The 17,485-nt window shown below is 45.9% G+C and carries 14 protein-coding genes; 9 read left to right on the top strand and 5 right to left on the bottom strand.

Translation table 11 applies throughout. The features are described 5' to 3' along the window. The first annotated feature begins 494 nt into the window (after window positions 1–494). From nrdI to IEY34_RS14570, 7 genes are all read left to right on the top strand, one after another. Window positions 495–854, top strand: coding sequence for a class Ib ribonucleoside-diphosphate reductase assembly flavoprotein NrdI (gene nrdI, locus IEY34_RS14600; protein WP_189012611.1), 360 nt, complete (start codon window positions 495–497; stop codon window positions 852–854). Next, a complete protein-coding gene (nrdE, locus tag IEY34_RS14595; RefSeq protein WP_189012610.1) occupies window positions 841–2,925 on the top strand; it encodes a class 1b ribonucleoside-diphosphate reductase subunit alpha in 2,085 nt (694 codons plus the stop codon). Before nrdI ends, nrdE begins: the two co-directional genes overlap by 14 nt. 23 nt (window positions 2,926–2,948) lie before the next feature. Continuing rightward, on the top strand, window positions 2,949–3,941 hold the full coding sequence (gene nrdF / locus IEY34_RS14590; protein WP_189012609.1) for a class 1b ribonucleoside-diphosphate reductase subunit beta: 993 nt from the start codon (window positions 2,949–2,951) through the stop codon (window positions 3,939–3,941). Between the two features lie 129 nt (window positions 3,942–4,070). Beyond that, window positions 4,071–6,389, top strand: a complete 2,319-nt coding sequence (locus IEY34_RS14585; RefSeq protein ID WP_229757645.1) for a helix-turn-helix domain-containing protein — start codon at window positions 4,071–4,073, stop codon at window positions 6,387–6,389. Between the two features lie 199 nt (window positions 6,390–6,588). Then, entirely contained in the window at window positions 6,589–8,223 is a 1,635-nt protein-coding gene (locus tag IEY34_RS14580; protein ID WP_229757644.1) for a type 2 periplasmic-binding domain-containing protein, read from the top strand. Between the two features lie 99 nt (window positions 8,224–8,322). Continuing rightward, window positions 8,323–9,231, top strand: a complete 909-nt coding sequence (locus tag IEY34_RS14575; RefSeq protein WP_189012607.1) for an ABC transporter permease — start codon at window positions 8,323–8,325, stop codon at window positions 9,229–9,231. A gap of 15 nt (window positions 9,232–9,246) precedes the next feature. After that, complete coding sequence (locus IEY34_RS14570; protein ID WP_189012606.1) at window positions 9,247–10,125, top strand: carbohydrate ABC transporter permease; 879 nt, start codon at window positions 9,247–9,249, stop codon at window positions 10,123–10,125. Between the two features lie 105 nt (window positions 10,126–10,230). On the opposite strand, the gene IEY34_RS14565 is transcribed toward IEY34_RS14570, so the two are convergent. After that, window positions 10,231–10,944, bottom strand: a complete 714-nt coding sequence (locus tag IEY34_RS14565; protein ID WP_189012605.1) for a response regulator — start codon at window positions 10,942–10,944, stop codon at window positions 10,231–10,233. A gap of 143 nt (window positions 10,945–11,087) precedes the next feature. Between IEY34_RS14565 and trmL the strand changes: the two genes are divergently transcribed. Both trmL and IEY34_RS14555 read left to right on the top strand, forming a co-directional pair. After that, window positions 11,088–11,552, top strand: a complete 465-nt coding sequence (gene trmL / locus IEY34_RS14560) for a tRNA (uridine(34)/cytosine(34)/5-carboxymethylaminomethyluridine(34)-2'-O)-methyltransferase TrmL (protein WP_189012710.1) — start codon at window positions 11,088–11,090, stop codon at window positions 11,550–11,552. A gap of 184 nt (window positions 11,553–11,736) precedes the next feature. Next, window positions 11,737–11,991 (top strand): AbrB/MazE/SpoVT family DNA-binding domain-containing protein, encoded by a 255-nt coding sequence (locus IEY34_RS14555; RefSeq protein ID WP_189012709.1) that lies wholly within the window; start codon window positions 11,737–11,739, stop codon window positions 11,989–11,991. Window positions 11,992–12,355: 364 nt separating this feature from the next. Here the strand turns inward: IEY34_RS14555 and IEY34_RS14550 are convergent, their stop codons facing one another. The 4 genes from IEY34_RS14550 to IEY34_RS14535 are packed head-to-tail and all read right to left on the bottom strand — an operon-like array spanning window position 12,356 to window position 17,358. Further along, entirely contained in the window at window positions 12,356–13,423 is a 1,068-nt protein-coding gene (locus tag IEY34_RS14550) for a phosphodiester glycosidase family protein (protein WP_189012604.1), read from the bottom strand. Continuing rightward, on the bottom strand, window positions 13,423–13,854 hold the full coding sequence (locus tag IEY34_RS14545; protein ID WP_189012603.1) for a hypothetical protein: 432 nt from the start codon (window positions 13,852–13,854) through the stop codon (window positions 13,423–13,425). The genes IEY34_RS14550 and IEY34_RS14545 overlap by 1 nt, the downstream gene beginning before the upstream one ends. Window positions 13,855–13,906: 52 nt before the next feature. Next, entirely contained in the window at window positions 13,907–15,535 is a 1,629-nt protein-coding gene (locus tag IEY34_RS14540) for a response regulator (protein ID WP_189012602.1), read from the bottom strand. Then, window positions 15,532–17,358 carry a sensor histidine kinase gene (locus IEY34_RS14535; protein WP_189012601.1) on the bottom strand — a complete coding sequence of 609 codons (1,827 nt, stop codon included), beginning with the start codon at window positions 17,356–17,358 and terminating at the stop codon, window positions 15,532–15,534. Before IEY34_RS14535 ends, IEY34_RS14540 begins: the two co-directional genes overlap by 4 nt. Window positions 17,359–17,485: the final 127 nt, after the last annotated feature.

The following is a 17,485-nucleotide window of genomic DNA, read 5'->3' as shown; positions in this document are numbered from 1 at the left end:
CTTAGAGGGACGCTGAGGCGCTCTAAGGAGCTTGTGTTTGGGTGTGGGTTTGATCTATATCTAGTAGGCTATATGTGTAGATAACAGTTTCGAGAAATCTGAAATTTCAAGTCTTTTTCGAAAAAATATTTTTGAAACCGTCCGAGCCACGCCCAGTCTAGGTTTAGGTATTTTGCTAGTTAAAAGACACAATTTCGAGCGTTGACAAACACAATATATTGATATAAATTTGAATCTATCAACTAGATGTCGTGAAAAAAAGCGAATCTGCGAGGTTGATAGGTCTATAGGAAAATAGTCGCAGAAGCCATGCTGGGCGGCACTTTGATGGATTATTAGCAGCGAAATACACGGTCTGAAGGCTCGATATCTTGTCGATAAGGCGAGTTCGTTTCCTGGATTTAGCATAAATTGGTTTTTGAATAATTTACTAGATATAGGGTTATATACATAAGAAACACAAGATAGAGATTGATGGATAGGAGACGGTTCTGATGCTGATTGCTTACGATTCGAAGACGGGGAATGTTCGCCGATTTATTGCCAAGCTCAAAATGCCGGCGATTCAAATTGAGGAAGCGATGAAGATGGACGAGCCATTCGTGCTCGTTACGTATACAACGGGGTTTGGTCAAATCCCCCCGAAGGTCGCTTCCTTTCTGGAAAGCAATTCCTCTCGAATGATCGGTGTAGCAGCAAGCGGCAATCGGAATTGGGGAGACGGTTTTGCCAAAAGCGCAGACACGATCTCACAATTGTACGACGTGCCTGTGTTAACCAAGTTTGAGTTATCCGGCACCAAAAATGACGTAGAACGATTTGTTCAGGGGGTACAAGCAATTGCGGCACATTGAGCTAAATAATTTATTGATGCAACGCGGAGCGGATGGCTTTTTTCAACTAGAGAAGGATAAGGAAGCCGTTGAAGTTTTTATGAAGGATGTCCATAGCAAAAGCCTCTCTTTCCCCGATACCTCATCCAAGGTTCGCTATATGATCGAGCACAATTACTACGAGAACGTCTATGAGCATTACACACCCGAAGAAGTTAATTCTGTGTACCAAGTGGCCCACGACAATGAATTCGAGTTCGCTTCTTATATGGCAGCTTCGAAATTTTATACGGATTATGCATTGCGCAGTGATGACAAGACCTTATATCTGGAGCATTTCCCGGATCGCGTAGCGATTGTAGCTTTATATTTGGGACGCGGTAACGCAGAAACAGCTCGCGTGTTGGCCGTCTCTATGATGGAGCAGCGTTTGCAGCCCGCAACGCCGACGTTCCTCAATGCAGGCAAAAGCCGTCGCGGTGAAATGGTTTCCTGCTTCCTGCTGGAAATGGATGACTCGCTTAACTCAATCAACTATGTTCTGGCGACTTGCATGCAGCTGTCCAAAATTGGCGGCGGTGTAGCTGTCAACTTGTCCAAGCTTCGTGGTCGCGGTGAATCCATTAAAGGCGTAGAACGCGCTGCAAAAGGAATTATGCCAGTACTTAAGCTCATGGAGGATGCTTTCTCTTATGCCGACCAAATGGGTCAGCGCAAAGGCTCAGGAGCAGCGTACTACAATATTTTTGGCTGGGACGTTATGGAGTTCCTGGACAGCAAGAAAATTAATGCGGATGAGAAATCCCGCTTGAAAACACTTTCGATCGGTCTCATTGTACCGAATAAATTTTATAAATTAGCGGAAGAGAACAAGCCGCTGCATGTTTTTGCGCCATACACCGTCCTGCAGGCTTACGGCAAGCATATGGATGATTTGGATATGGATGCAATGTACGATGAGCTTCTGGCGAATCCTAAGGTGAAGAAGAAAGTTGTGATGAGCGCGCGCGACATGCTGGTCAAAATTGCGACAACACAACTGGAATCCGGCTATCCCTATATGATGAATCGGACGAATGCCAATCGTGATCATGCGCTGAAAGGTATCGGAACGATTAAAATGTCCAACCTGTGCACGGAAATTTTCCAATTGCAGGAGACTTCGGAAATCAATGATTATGGGCAAGATGATACCATTTTAAGAGATATTAGCTGTAATTTGGCTTCCATGAACATTGCCAATGTGATGGACCGCAAGAAGCTGCGTGAGACTGTGCATGAAGGCATGATTGCTTTGACTTCGGTAAGCGACATGACTACGATCTGCAATGCGCCAGGCGTTGCCAAAGCCAATCGCGAGCTGCATTCCGTTGGTTTGGGAGTTATGAATCTTCACGGTTATTTGTCGAAGAACAAGATCAGCTATGAGAGCGACGAAGCCAAAGATTTCGTTCGTACGTTCTTCATGGCGATGAATTTTTATTCCATTGAGAAGAGTATGGAGATCGCCAAAGCGTCCGGCCAAACGTTCGAAGGCTTTGAGCTTTCCGAATACGCGAGTGGCGCTTATTTCAACCGCTACACAGAGACGGATTATCGTCCGCTCACGGATAAAGTGCAGGCTTTGTTCGAAGGCATGCCAATTCCATCACCGAGCGACTGGGCGAAGCTGAAAGAAGACGTGAAAACCCATGGTTTATATCACGCCTATCGATTGGCCGTTGCTCCAACGCAAAGTATTTCCTATATTCAAAACGCAACTTCCAGCGTGATGCCGATCGTAGAGCCTATTGAGACTCGCACATATGCCAATTCAACAACGTACTATCCGATGCCGTTCATGGCGCGTGATAATTTCTTCTACTATAAATCGGCTTATCAAATGGACCAATTCAAGATTCTTGACCTCATTTCGGAAATTCAAACGCATGTGGATCAAGGGATCTCGACCATTTTACATGTCAATAGTGACGTTTCGACCAGACAGCTTGCTAAATTATACCTCTATGCGGCACATAAAGGACTTAAATCGCTTTACTACACGCGAACAAATCAGCTATCCGTTGAGGAATGTGTCAGCTGCTCGGTGTAATTTGGAAGGGGACACGACAATCAATGACTAGTGCAACGACTACGAATCAAGCCATCGTCAAAAAAGCGGTGAACTGGAATCGGCCCGATGATGACTTTACCATTACATTCTGGAATCAGAATATTATGCAATTCTGGACGGACGAAGAAATTCCATTATCTGATGATAAAATGTCATGGATTACGCTGAGCGGTGCTGAGCGAGAACTATATATGAAAGTGCTGGGCGGACTGACCCTGCTCGATACAATGCAAGGCGGCGTTGGGATGCCTAAGATTCTTGAGCATGTCGACGGGCTGCAGCGCAAAGCCGTACTGAGCTTTATGGGGATGATGGAGCAAATCCATGCCAAATCGTACAGCAGTATTTTCACAACGTTGTCTACGACAGAAGAAATTAATGAGCTGTTCCTTTGGGTAGAGCGGAATCCGTATTTGCAGTTCAAAGCTGCGAAGATTTCTCACTATTATGAGAACATTCACACAACCAAAGATCTCTATCTGGCTATGGCTGCATCTGTTTTGCTGGAAAGCTATTTATTCTATAGCGGTTTCTATTACCCGCTTTATTTGGCTGGACAAGGTAAAATGACGAGCAGCGGCGAAATCATTGATTTAATTTTGCGTGATGAGAGTATTCACGGATTGTATATCGGTGTACTGGCGCAAGAGGTTTATGCGGAGCTCAGTCCTGCGGAGCAGGGTGAAGTGTACGAAACGTTGAGCGCTCTGCTCAGAGAGCTTCATGCGAATGAGGAGAAATATACAGAAAGCCTCTATGGTACGCTCGGTTTGGCGGAAGAAGTGAAAGCTTTCTTACGCTACAACGCGAACAAAGCCTTCATGAACCTTGGGGTGGAGCCGATTTTCGAAGAAGAGGATATTAATCCGATTGTTCTGAACGGTTTGAGCACGAAGACGAAACAGCATGACTTTTTCTCGAAAAAAGGGAATGGTTATGTGCGCACGATTCATGTTGAAGCATTGACGGATGATGATTTCCTTTTTGGGGATTAAGATAATAGGCTGTCTCAGAAGGTGAAAACCTGGCGAGCAGCCTTTTTTATTTAGCAGCTATTCCATTCTGTTTTTCGGTATAATGGTGGTGAAAGCAGTTACAACTGGGAAATGAAGGAGTTATGCCTCATGAATCTTGCTAGAATCCGTTTCCACAAACGCAGTGTCATTGTCACTTGGCTGGTATCGTATGTTTCCGTTCTGCTTATTCCCATCATGATTAGTGGTATTCTGTATGCGGCGACATGGCATGTGGTGGAATCGGAAATGAATCGTGCCAACACTTCGGCTCTGCAGCAGATGGAACAAGCCATCGATAATAGTCTTCGCGGTATCGAAAGAATTAGTTTGGAAATTGCTTTGAGTAAATTGGTAACCGGTTTCATTCATACAGCGAAGCCCTTAACGGATAATGACTATTATGATCTGGTCAGTATTTCCAGTGACTTGCGGTTGTATCAGACAGCGAATGATTTCATTGAGCAAATATATATTTACTATCGGAACAGTGATACGGTAATCTCTACGCGCGATCATACGAACAGCCGAATATTGTATGAGAAGACACGTGAGCAGGAGACGATGAGCTATGAGGAATGGGCGAAGTTTTTTGCAAAGCCTTACATGCAGGAGTATACCCCGATTACGTTTAGGGAGGACGGTCAAGCGTTGAAGGCAGTGATGTATGCCAAATCCGTCATTCTGGCTAATCCGGACCAACCAGGTGCCGTCATTTTATTCGTAATTAAGGATTCGAAGCTGCTTGCAAATATTCCATCTACATCCACTAAAACGTCGATTGCGGTTCTGGATAAGGAGAATCGCTTAGTGGCTTCCACAGGGTTCGAAGCGAGATCAGCCTTCTTGGACTACGGCAAGCTCACGGGCAAAAATGGCATGTTCATGAGCGACGATGGTGATCAGCGTGTCGCTGTTTCGTATATTACTTCGGATAGTAACGGGTGGAAGTATATTTACGCAATTCCCGCCGAATTATTTGACGATAAGATGGCCTACATGAAGAAGCTGATCTATGCCAGTGTAATTTTGAGTTTGCTCATGGGGGGAGTGGTTACTTATCTCTTCTTGCGCAAAAATTATATCCCAATCAACGTGCTGATTCGCAGTTTTTCCATGAAATCAGGCGTATCTTTTCATGAAGGCTCGAATGAATATGGCTATTTGCAGGATGCGCTGAATAATACATTTGCCGAGAAAGAACAGGTCGACCGCCGGCTGCATCAGCATCGGGATGCGATTCGCTCGCATTTCTTGCAAGGACTGCTGAAAGGCCGTTTGGAGCAAAATGTGCCGATCCACGAATCGCTTGCGGCTCACGATATTCGCTTGGCCTCACCGCATTTTGCCGTGCTGCTGTTCTATGTTGAACATTATGGCAAATTTGATCTGGGCGAACATGCGCCGCCTGAGAAGGTGAGAATGCTGCATTTCCTCATTATGAATGTCGCGGAGGAAGTGATTGGTGACGCTAATCAAGCATTCATCACAGAAATTGATAATATGCTGGCATGCATCGTTAATTTCGGGTCAGATCCGGATGCAGATGAGTTGAAACGCATTGCTGAACAGGTGAAAACGTTCTTGTTGGACCATTTCCATGTTCATTTGACCGTGGCGATTAGCGAGATCCATCAGGAGTTGTACGGGATTCCTCCGGCGTACCAGATGACCTTGGCTGCCTTGGAATACCGTCTGGTTATGGGCAGCGGTGAAATTATTCGGTATCAGGATTTGCCGAGTTCCGAGACGGCGGGGCCATCGAGAAGCTACTACTATCCATTGACAGTAGAACATCAGTTAATCAATTTGGTCAAAGCCGGCGATTTCGAAAAATCGAATGCGATTATTAACGAAATTATCGAAATCAACATTTCCGATGCTTCCCTATCGGTGCCGCTGGCCAAATGCCTCATGTTCGATTTGACCAGTACGCTGCTCAAAACAATGGATGAAATCGGGACGAGCAGTCATCATCGGGCATTCGTCGTCAATACGGACCAGATTGATCGGTTAATAACCAGCTCTACGATCAAGGAGATGAAGGGGCAAATTCGGGAAGTGCTGGCTGAAGTGTGCCAGTTCATTCAAGAGGGCCGGGAGCAGGATTACAACACGCTCAGTCAGCAGGTGATTGACTATGTGAAAGGTCATTATGCCGACGTGAATCTCAATATTTCGATGGTAGGCGAGAAGTTCGAGTTGACACCATCCTATTTGTCCAAACAGTTCAAAGCGCAAACGGGGGAAGCACTGCTTGATTTCATTAGCAGAACCCGGCTAGAAGAAGCCAAAAGGCTGCTCTCCCTTCAGCAGCTATCCGTTTCTGACATTGCCAAGCAAGTCGGGTATTCCGATATCAATACGTTTAATCGGATATTCAAGAAATTCGAGGGCATTACACCAGGGAAGTACAAAGATATTCAATGACCAATAAGAAGCCGTTCAAGCAAGGATGCTTGCGCGGCTTTTCCGTTTTTATACAGCAAGTGTCTATATTGAAGGTTGCTTTCTAGCGATTTTGAAGATGAAGTTCACGTTTTGACGATATTCGGGAGGAGTGTTTCGAGGCATACTGAAACCACGGCGCAACAAGGTGCCAGGGACCAAACATTTGAGGGGGATTTACATGGGGAAATATGTGAACAAGAAGTCTTATGGTATGGCCTTAAGCTTCGTAGTAGCTTCCAGTGTTATTGTAGGGTGTTCCACGCAAGAGACGGGCAAGAGCTCAGCTTCTCCCAAAGCTTCTGCGGCACCAACAGCCGCTGGCGCTGTGTATCCGATTAGTACGCAACAATCATTAACATCATGGGAAGGTATCGATACGAATCTGGCTTCTTTTGTACCGAACTTGGCGGAATCGCCATTTGGACAGCAGCTTGAAAAAGAAACAGGGGTGAAGGTCAAGTACACCCACCCGGCCGACGGCCAATCGAAGGAACAGTTCAACCTGCTGATCGCCTCCAATAAATTGCCGGATGTGATTGAGTACAACTGGGGCGGCGGCGGAGCGGCAGCTTATCCAGGCGGGCCGGAGAAAGCCATTGCTGATAAAGTCATTCTTCCGCTGAATGCGTTGATCGACAAACAGGCGCCGAACCTCAAGAAGCTGCTGCAGCAAGATAAAGAATTAGATAAGATGATCAAAACGGATAGCGGCAATTACTATGCCTTTCCGATGATCCGTCCCGATAACGGACTCGTTTTCCGAGGGCCGATGATTCGCAAAGACTGGCTGGATGAGCTGAATCTCAAGGTTCCCCAAACCATCGATGAGTGGTATACCGTATTGAAAGCGTTTAAAGAGAAGAAAGGCGCGAGTGCGCCATTTACGGCCCTATATAGCAATGAGTTGAACATTCAGGATGCCTTCATCGGTGCTTTTAAAACAGCGAACCGGTTCTATATCGACGATCAAGGGAAAGTGAAATATGGACCTATCGATCCACAATTCAAGGACGCGCTAACCCTGCTGCGCAAATGGTATGCCGAAGGCTTGTTGGACAAAGATTTTGCTCTCAACACAGATTCCAAAGCACTGGATAATAAATTGATGAGTGATAGTGCCGGGGCAACTATTGGTCTGCTAAGCGGCGGGATGGGCAGATGGATGGATACGGGCAAGAAGAAAAACCCGAAATTTCAGTTGGTAGCCGCGCCGTACCCGACACTCAAACAAGGGGAACGTGCTTTTATCGGTCAGCGAGATTTCAAGTACAATCCGGCTGCCAGCAAAGCTGTAAGCGGCGATTCGAAGAATGCGGAGCTTGCGGTGAAATGGCTTGATTACGCTTATGGTGAAAAAGGAAGCCTGCTTTTCAACTTCGGTATTGAAGGCGATAGCTACAAAATGGTTAACAATGTGCCAACCTTTACTGAGAAAATTACCAAAAATGAGAAATTTAATTTACAGCAAATGGTCTCTCAGTATACGAAGCCTAATGGTCCTTTCCTGGGCGATGCACGTAAAAGCTTCAACACGTTCAAGGAGCAGGATGAGGCAATCAAAATTTGGGGTGAAACCGATGCAGTTAAGCATGTCTTGCCGCTTTTCATCACACCGACTGTAGAGGAAAGTAAGGAATTAGCCAAATTGAATACGGCGATTAGCAGTTATAAAGAAGAAATGTTCGTGAAATTCGTGATGGGCAAAGAGCCGATTGAGAAATTCGATGAGTATGTGAGCCGTATCAAGGAAATGGGCATCGACAAAGTTGTGAAAATAAATCAAGACGCGCTTGACCGCTATAACAAACGATAACACCTATTTGGCATCTTGCAGGTGAATACGAAGCCCTTCCCGTAAGCGGCTTGTTTTCACCTGCAACAAAATAGCCATAGATCGAGGGGAGTACTGGCCATGCCTACATTCGGGATATTCCGCGATATCCGTAAAAATAAATTGCTTTATGTAATGCTTTTCCCTGTATTGCTCTACTATGTGGTTTTCCATTATGGGCCCATGTATGGAGCGATTATCGCCTTTAAGGATTTTTCACCGAGGCTTGGCATTTGGGGGAGCGACTGGGTAGGCTTCGAGCATTTCCAGACCTTTTTTACGGGTCCCTATTTCTGGAGAACGATCAAAAATACGCTGCTCATCAGCTTGTATCAGCTGGTATTCGGATTCCCGGCACCTATCTTGCTGGCGCTGCTGCTGAACGAAGTGAAACAGGCTCTATTCAAGCGCACCGTGCAGACCATCACGTATATGCCTCACTTTATTTCCCTTGTTGTCATTTGCGGCATCATCAAAGATTTTACGGTCAGCGATGGAGTCGTGAATGATGTGATTGCTTTTTTTGGCGGCGAGCGAACGACATTTTTGTTGGAACCGAGCTTCTTCCGTTCTGTCTATATCTCTACGGGAGTCTGGCAGCATATTGGTTGGGGGACGATTATTTTTCTTGCAGCTTTAACCGGAATCGATCAGGAACAGTATGAGGCGGCCAAAATAGACGGCGCAGGCAGATGGAAGCAGATGACGAATGTGACGATTCCCGGCATCATGCCGACGATTATCATTCTGCTTATTTTGGATATCGGGCGAATGATGAATGTCGGGTTCGAGAAAATTATTTTGCTGTATAATCCGGGGACTTACGAAACGGCAGATGTCATTTCATCCTATGTGTACCGGGTAGGCTTGCAGGACTTTAATTACAGCTTCAGCTCGGCGGTTGGGCTGTTTAACTCAGTGATCAATTTCATTCTGTTGATTTGTTCCAATTGGTTAAGCCGCAAATTCAATGACACCAGCTTATGGTAGGAAGGAGGCAGACACATGTTGAATCGGACGACGCTGTCAGAAAAAAGTTTTGATTGGATCAATGCCATTTTCTTGCTGTTACTGATGCTGATAACGGTGTATCCGTTGGTATATGTGGCTTTCGCTTCTGTGAGCGATGCCGGGTCGCTGATGAGCCACAAAGGTGTACTATGGCGTCCACTCGGATTTTCATTCGATGCTTATACCAATGTATTTCGCAACCCGATGATTCTCAAAGGCTATGGGAACACGTTCTTCGTCGTACTTGCAGGGCTGTTCCTCAATATTATTCTTACCGCTTTCGGAGCGTATGCCTTATCTAGAAAAAGCTTGGCTTATCGGAAGTCGCTCCTGCTGTTTATCGTGTTTACGATGTTTTTCAGCGGCGGGTTGATCCCTCTCTATCTGACGGTCAAAGGTGTTGGATTAGTTGACTCGCTTTGGGCCCTCATCATTCCTCAGGCGGTCAATACCTTTAATCTGATCCTGATGAAAACAGCGTTCGAAGCGATACCAGATGCGTTAGAGGAGTCGGCCAAAATAGACGGGGCGAACGACTTTGTCATTCTGTTCCGGATCGTGCTTCCGTTATCCATGCCGGTTATTGCCGTAATGCTCTTGTATTATGGCGTCAGCCATTGGAATTCCTGGTTCAATGCAATGATCTTCTTGCAGGATCGTTCGCTCTATCCGCTGCAATTAGTGCTGCGTGAAGTACTGCTGCAAGGGGAAGCCAGCTCCAATCTGGGGGCTTCAGACGGCGCCTCAGCCATGCTTACGGTGACGTTAAAGTATGCAACGATTATGGTGGCTACGGTACCGATTCTGCTGGTGTATCCGTTCCTTCAGAAATATTTCGTGAAAGGCGCGCTTATCGGGGCGATTAAGGGTTAGGAGGTTGTAAGCAATGAACAGATGAAGGGGGACCTAGCGCCTCATAAAATAAAGAGGCTGCCTCAAGGTTAAAAACCGTGAGCGCAGCCTCTTCCGTGTTGTCGATTAGCCGATGGATTCTTTGACTGCCGGCTCTGTCAGCTTGTAGCCGACATTGCGAATCGTCATGATATACTCGGGATTGCGCGCATTATGCTCGATTTTATCCCGCAGATGCGAGATATGCACATCGACAATCCGCGTATCGCCGAGAAAATGATAGTCCCATACACCATGCAGAAGTTGTTGCCTGCTGAGGACCTTGCCGCGATGCTTGCAAAGGAAGAGCAGCAGTTCAAATTCCTTGGGAGTAAGCTCAATCGGGGAGCCGTTCACAGTCACTTCACGTTGATCCGCTTTGATTGCGATCTGGCCAATGGTAATCGGCGCGTGTTCCGTTATGGAAGGCAGGGTTTGAATCCGGCGATGAATCGCTTGGATCCGGGATATGAGCTCCTGCGGCGAGAAGGGCTTGGTCATGTAATCATCAGCGCCGTTATCCAGTCCGGCAATTTTGTCCGTGAGATCCTGCATGGCCGTTAACATAATAATCGGAACGAGGTTATTCTGGTTTCTAAGTTTACGACATACTTGAAAGCCGTCCATCTTAGGCAGCATGAGATCAAGAACAATGAGATCAGGGCGAAAGGTTTGAATAGCATCAAAGACAGCTTCGCCATCGAACACGCAATGGACTTCGAAGCCGACGAGCTTCAGGTTGAATTCGATAAGCATGGAGATGGAAGGTTCGTCATCTACAACTAGGATCTTCTTTTTCATTAAGGTTTGGCTCCTTTTATCGAAGGATATCTCTATTATGACAGGGCTCTATCATCGAGATATTAAGATTAAGTTAACCCTGTGTAAAATTGCATTCCGGTTTCGCATATAATAGGATAGAGAATGAGGTGAATTTGACAGAGATGGCTTTTCATATTGTACTAGTAGAACCAGAGATTCCTGCGAATACAGGAAATATTTCACGAACTTGCGCAGCTACCGGCACGCATCTTCACTTAGTAAGACCCCTTGGCTTTCAGACGGACGACAAGACACTCAAAAGGGCAGGATTGGATTACTGGCATTCTGTTAAACTAGAGTATCACGATTCCTTTGATGAAGTGCTAGAGCAGTATCAAGGGCACCGGTTTTTCTTCGCGACAACGAAGGCTCAGAAACGTTACACAGATTTTACGTTTCAGGATGGCGATTTCTTTGTCTTCGGCAAAGAGACGAGAGGTCTTCCAGAGGAGCTATTGGCTCAACATCCCGAAACACTGCTCCGCTTGCCGATGTCAGATGCGGTTAGATCCTTGAATCTATCCAACTCTGCCGCGATTATGCTGTACGAAGGTTTGCGGCAAACCGGCTTCACAGGCCTGGATTAAGCACTGATTTTATGTGTAAAGAAGTCGGGTTCGACATTTTTCACAAGAAAAGAAAGTTTCGGCATGATCTTAGAAGGAGTTTCCTGAAAAACGGCGAATAGTAATCGGTATCAAGTTGTATAGATATGTTGGGGGAAGTTAACCAGCATGGAAACCGAGAGCGGAAGAGAGGTGAAGTCCTATGATGAAGCCAGCCGGAGTCGTTCGGAAAGTCGATCAGTTGGGACGTATTGTACTACCTAAATCATTGCGTAAACGTTATCAAATGAATGAAGGAGATCCTGTAGAAATTTTGGTACAGGGTGACCATATCATTCTAGAAAGATACCGTCCAAAGTGTGTATTCTGTGGTAGCATGGAAAGTGTGAGTGAATTCAAAGAGCGTTACATTTGCGGAGTTTGTGTAGCTGAAATGAATGTGCTCAAAGTTAGAGCTTAGATGAAAAAATAAAAGGACTGGTCTGAAGGTTTATTTACCTTTGGACAGTCTTTTTTTCATGAATGGGGAAAGCTTGGCTCGAAGCGTCAAATAAGGCACAAAAAAACCTCAATACCCTTCTTCAGGGCATTGAGGTTCTTCGTGTCTTATAGACCTGATGTTTTGTCCTCGTTATAGGAAGCCGTCATCATAGCGACGATAAATAGCACAAAAACGGTGTTAACGAGCCAAAATGTTGTTGATAAACCAAACATTGCTGCACCTCCTATAGGATCGAAACGGATTGACAAACTCACATATAGTTAAGGCTTATTATACCCAACCAGCTCAAAAAAAGAAACGAAAAATGTGTGAATAATTTCAATTACTTGAAAAACAAAAAGTTTGTCGCCAGCGGCCGCAGTTTTCCATCGGAAGGACGATTGATGACGCTGCCGTTCATAACGAGGGTAGTCGATCCGCCACCATCCAGGTTATAGGCATCAACAATGCCTAACTGCTGCATCTTGTCCTGCAGCTCGGCAAGCGTGGCGCCCGAATTCCCGCTCTCATTCACGCCATCTGTGATGATGAACAAGAGCTGATCGTTCTTGTAATTGGCCATCACGGTCCGTGCCGCGCGCGCGGGGGAGCTCTGCCATTGAGACGGGATAGACGTCTTGCTGCCGTTTTTCAGAAGCACAGGTACGAAGGTTGAACCCATCAGCGGATTCAACTTGTCCAGCTCCGATTGTGAACTGAATTTGCCGCCGATCAGTTGGCGATCTTTGTTCAGCCCAATGAAGGTGGTATCGTTATTGGTTGGGAAAAATCCATTCACATATTTGCCGTTCATGATCGTAGTGTCCAAAGGATACCGCTTGCCCTTGTTATCATCGGCAAATCCGCCCGCATTTACACCTGCGACAGCGCCATAACGGGACACAGCCTCCAAGGTGGTTTCACTTGATCCCATTTTATCCTTGCCCAGAACGAGCTTAATGGCTTTGTCGCTTTTGAGATTAACTTTAAGCGCATAGCCTTTGTAGTTGCTTTCGCTCAAAGCGAATAACTTGAGATCGATATTGCCTGAGGAAGCTTGCCGAATGGGGCTTCCGAGCTTAGCTGTAATTCGCGTGTCATAAATAAGACCGGGCTTTGCTGCTTGCGCAGCCGCATTCTGGAGCAGGGCAGTGACTTCAATCGTGCTTTTCGCATAGACATCGAAATATTGCTGAATGACGGATTTGGTTTGCAAGGCATCATTGTTTGCTTTGGTTAGCTTAGAATCGAGTGAAAGCGTCTCTTGGTGAAAATTGAAAGTTGTCGAAAGCGTGGTTGCTAGCGGTCCCATGGGGATCTTCACCGTGATGAACAGCAGACAAATCAGCATGCCAAGGAAAGGTGCGCAAGCTAAAAGAAAAACGCGATTAATTTGTTGGATGGCTGTCATTATTTTAACACATCCAGGTTCTTCTGAAGATCGTCCAGCTTCTTTTTCACTTCAGCAAGCTGTGTGTAGAGTTGGTTGCTGCTATCGGTTTTGCTGTTGGCGCTGTCCTTCGTGAAAGCGAGCAGTTCATTCAGGGAATCTACTTTGGTCTGCAAAGCTTTCATGTCGGTTGTCATACTGTCTTTGAGCCCAGTTATTTGCTTTTGATAGTCTTGTTGAATTACTTGCAATTGCTGCTGGGTTTGCTGTGCGATATCGGTTGCCATTTGTTGCTTCAAATGCTGTGTGTACATCATAGCTGCTGCCACTCCGATTGCGATCAGCATGACCCAGCCCACAAACAAGTAGACGTACGTTTTCTTCCCTGCTTTTGCGGCTTTGGAAGCTCGCGGGAATGAATTCGCAGTTGCCGTTTCGATGGGCATGTTCATGAAAATCACCTCTGTCTAATAGTATAGCATATTCCATATTTTTTACAGAATTTTAGCTGGAATTCGCGCTTTTTCGATATTCATTCGGCGTCATGCCTTCTGATTTCTTGAAAACTTTGCTGAAATATTTCTCATCTTGATACCCGACCATCTCAGCGACTTGCGATATGCGCAGGTGGGGGTTGCGCAGCAGCACCTTGGCTTTGCTCATGCGGATTTGGCCCAAATAATCCGAGAGATTGACCTCGAATTCCTGCTTGAATTTCCGCGAGATGTATTCGCGGCTCAGATAGAAGCGACTTGCGATATCTTGCAGTGTCACATCTTCGTGATAATGCTTTTCCAGAAACTCGGCAATTTCAAAAATAACATTCTTGTCCTTGTGCTGACTTTCAAGCATGAGCTTGGACAGATGGACGATGCTGCGAGTCAGCTCCTGCTGCCACACAGAGAGAGAGAGGATGCCATGCTCATCAAGTGGAACGATGAGGCTTGCAGGCTCATCAAGCAGCATTTCTTTGACCTTTTCTTCACTGATGCCCTTGAAAAATTGCTGAATCCAACGGCGTTTCATCACACCGTATTCTCGCCACCAATGATCAAGCTGCTCAAGTGTAATGGTATCGCTTTGTTTGACAGCATCCATCCAATGTTGAATGGCTTGCTCAATCTGAGCGATATTGCCGCTGCGAATGGCTAATTGAATACGTTCTTCATAATGGCTGAAAGTGAGCGTAAGCTGCGGCGCGGCGGCTGGCTTCAAAGTGCTGTGAATCCACGTTTCCTTGGCTTTGAGATTGCGTTGCCGCAAGGCAATGCGCGCTTCCTGATAGGACAAGGTTAAGTCAGCAGGAAAGGCGTGCGAACTGCCAATGCCGAAATCTACACGGGTATGCAGGGCGGTGCGCATGCCTTCATTTATTTTGGCCAGAAAAGCTTCAGCCCCAGGCTGATCTTTCCAGAGCAGCAAGACGATCTCGTTGTCGCTGTTCCAATAACGGAAGGCGTATCCTCGCTTGTCATTGACGAGAAATTCATTGCAAATATTAATCAGGGAGAAGAGCAGCAGATCCATATTCTGGCTGAATTTATTTTTGACACTGCGTTCCATCGTATCGAGGGATAAAATCGCTACGCGGCAGTTGCTTAATGGACGGGTCAAATGAAGTTCCTTCTCCAATGGCTCCGCGGCCTGCTCATAAGAGGACGGTTCGGCAATTAAGTTGGAGAGCAGTTTGTCCCAGTACATGGGCTTAATTTGATTCATTTCAATATTCAGTTCACGATTGGTTTGGCGCAGCTCCTCGTCCTTCTGCCAAGCTTGAATAGCTTTGGCTAAAGCTTCATTCAGCTGATCGGGATCAACAGGCTTCAAGATATAATCCGTTCCCCCGTATTTGAGGGTATGCCTGAGCAAAGAGAAATCGTCATGGCCGCTGATCACAATGGTTTTCGAATCAGGCGCATAAGCTTGCAGCCACTCCAGCAGCTTGACACCATTCATGATCGGCATCATCATGTCCGTCATAATGATTTCGGGATGGTGCTGCGTGATCATCTCTGTCGCAGACTCACCGTCTTGAGCTTCCAAGATCGTCTCTATGCCATGCTCTTGCCAGTTCACGAGCAACCGAATGGCATCTCGTACATGCTTTTCATCATCGACTAATAAAACTTTCATTCAATAGCTCCCTTTTTCATGGGTATATGGATAGTAATCCTTAGACCTTGGGGCTCAGCATGTGTAATAGCCAGACTAGCGTCATCCGTGAAATATAACCGGACTCTAGTTAACACATTGCTCAGTCCAATACAGGCCGCTTCCGTGATGGAAGGGGTATTCAGTCTGTTGGTGACCTCGCGAAGCCGCTCCTCGGAAATGCCGATGCCGTTGTCCTCGACAACCAGTTTGAGGAATTCATCTTCACCTTCTATATACTTCGCAGCTTCGATGCGCAATAAGCCTGTCGTTTCGGCGCTAGGCTTGAAGCCGTGCTTGAAATAGTTTTCCACCAAAGGCTGCAGGATCATTTTGGGTACGGGGACCATCTTGGTGCTTTCCTCTACCTCGTAGATAATTTCAAATTGATGTTCGAACCTCTGCTTCTGCAATTCCAGATAGGATTTGATATGATCGATCTCTTTACGCAAAGGAACGACGGATTCATTGGTATTCATACTGTAATGCATCATTTTGGCCAGTGAAGAAATCAGGGCATAGACTTTGGGCGCATCATGCTGCAAAGCCAAGGTCCCGATGGATTGAAGCGCATTATTGAGAAAATGCGGATTGATTTGGGCCTGCAAGGCCATCAGCTGATTGGATTTATTAGCAAGCTCCAGCCGATACTCACGCATAACCATTTGATTCAAATCCTGCAGGAGAGTATGAAAGCGATTGGCTAGAATGCCCATTTCATCCGTGCGGGTCAATTCAATATCGGTCGTCAACTGGTTTAATTGAACTTGTCCGGCCTGGATACGGGTAATGTAACGAATTAATTGCTTGATCGGTTCTGTAAACCGGATACTGATATAGATCGTCCCGGCAATTACGATCAGCATCGAGAAAGTTAAAATAAGTGAATTGATAAGTGTTAATTGTCTGGCATTTTTGGTTAATTGTTCGTAAGGCAGACGTTTGACGATCGTCCAATCGACAAAGTCGGTTTTCATTTTCTCATATACGTTAATGCCGGCGTAGGCCCCTTTGCTCCATTCATAGCTGCCTTTATCAAGTTTGCTGTAGATGGCTTCGTTGCCCCAGCTTCCTTCGAGCGGAAGCCCCCACTTGGCGGTGTCGGGACCGAAGACGATAAGCCCATTTTCATCCAGAATGTACAATTCTTCTTCATCGTGCGTGTATAAGCTTTGGGATATTTCAGAAACTAGGTCAAGTTGGAAATCGATAATGAGCTCTCCGATGGACGTATTGTTCGGGGAGTACAACAGTTTGCGATGCATAGACAGGACAGGTGTTGGAGCAGAATACACATTAAGTGCAATATTGTAATCGTTACTTTCGTGTGTAGTTTCGAAATAAATGCTTCGGTTATCTGGAAACGGCAGCAGCCCCTCATATTTGCCAAGCCGGCTGCCTTGGAAGTCATTGCTGGACAAGAAGGAGCGATCACTGACAGAAGCATACAGATACACTTGCTTAAACTCTTTGATGGAGTGAGACATGACCTGCAGTCCGCTTTTGATCACTTTATCGCTCATGTAATCAATGTCGCGCTCTCTTTCCAGAATATCATAAAGCTGTCCAAGTTCGGATAGATGCTGGCCGGTGTAAATGGTGGCGGAAGCTTGGACAATCCCGTTCAAGTAATTGAGCAAGTTCATTTTGGCTTGAGAAATGAGGGCTGAATTCGTGCGGATCGTGTCTTCCGTGACTTTCTCCTTGGTGAATAAATAGGATACCACGATCGAGGTTACGAAGGGGACTAGGGTCGCTATGAGCAAAAAAAGGATCAATTTATTGCGCATACTGTGACGGATCAATGGGTATCAACTCGGTTTCTTATTGGAGTTTTTCCCCTACATTGTAGCAGGAGAGGTCAACAAATTCCACCTAATGCATCACGATAATCTGTGTTTTCGAGTGAATTAGAAATTTATAATGAAAGAA

Source organism: Paenibacillus marchantiophytorum, from assembly GCF_014640555.1.
GTDB lineage: Bacteria > Bacillota > Bacilli > Paenibacillales > NBRC-103111 > Paenibacillus_E > Paenibacillus_E marchantiophytorum.
Note: the sequence above shows the minus strand (reverse complement) of the source record. Positions and strands in the feature narration are given on the sequence as shown.

Coding starts and splice junctions, on each gene's coding strand:
- nrdI (WP_189012611.1), top strand. CDS start 495: ATGCTGATTGCTTACGATTCGAAGACGGGGAATGTTCGCCGATTTATT.
- nrdF (WP_189012609.1), top strand. CDS start 2,949: ATGACTAGTGCAACGACTACGAATCAAGCCATCGTCAAAAAAGCGGTG.
- IEY34_RS14585 (WP_229757645.1), top strand. CDS start 4,071: ATGAATCTTGCTAGAATCCGTTTCCACAAACGCAGTGTCATTGTCACT.
- IEY34_RS14580 (WP_229757644.1), top strand. CDS start 6,589: ATGGGGAAATATGTGAACAAGAAGTCTTATGGTATGGCCTTAAGCTTC.
- IEY34_RS14575 (WP_189012607.1), top strand. CDS start 8,323: ATGCCTACATTCGGGATATTCCGCGATATCCGTAAAAATAAATTGCTT.
- IEY34_RS14570 (WP_189012606.1), top strand. CDS start 9,247: ATGTTGAATCGGACGACGCTGTCAGAAAAAAGTTTTGATTGGATCAAT.
- IEY34_RS14565 (WP_189012605.1), bottom strand. CDS start 10,944: ATGAAAAAGAAGATCCTAGTTGTAGATGACGAACCTTCCATCTCCATG.
- trmL (WP_189012710.1), top strand. CDS start 11,088: ATGGCTTTTCATATTGTACTAGTAGAACCAGAGATTCCTGCGAATACA.
- IEY34_RS14555 (WP_189012709.1), top strand. CDS start 11,737: ATGAAGCCAGCCGGAGTCGTTCGGAAAGTCGATCAGTTGGGACGTATT.
- IEY34_RS14550 (WP_189012604.1), bottom strand. CDS start 13,423: ATGACAGCCATCCAACAAATTAATCGCGTTTTTCTTTTAGCTTGCGCA.
- IEY34_RS14545 (WP_189012603.1), bottom strand. CDS start 13,854: ATGAACATGCCCATCGAAACGGCAACTGCGAATTCATTCCCGCGAGCT.
- IEY34_RS14540 (WP_189012602.1), bottom strand. CDS start 15,535: ATGAAAGTTTTATTAGTCGATGATGAAAAGCATGTACGAGATGCCATT.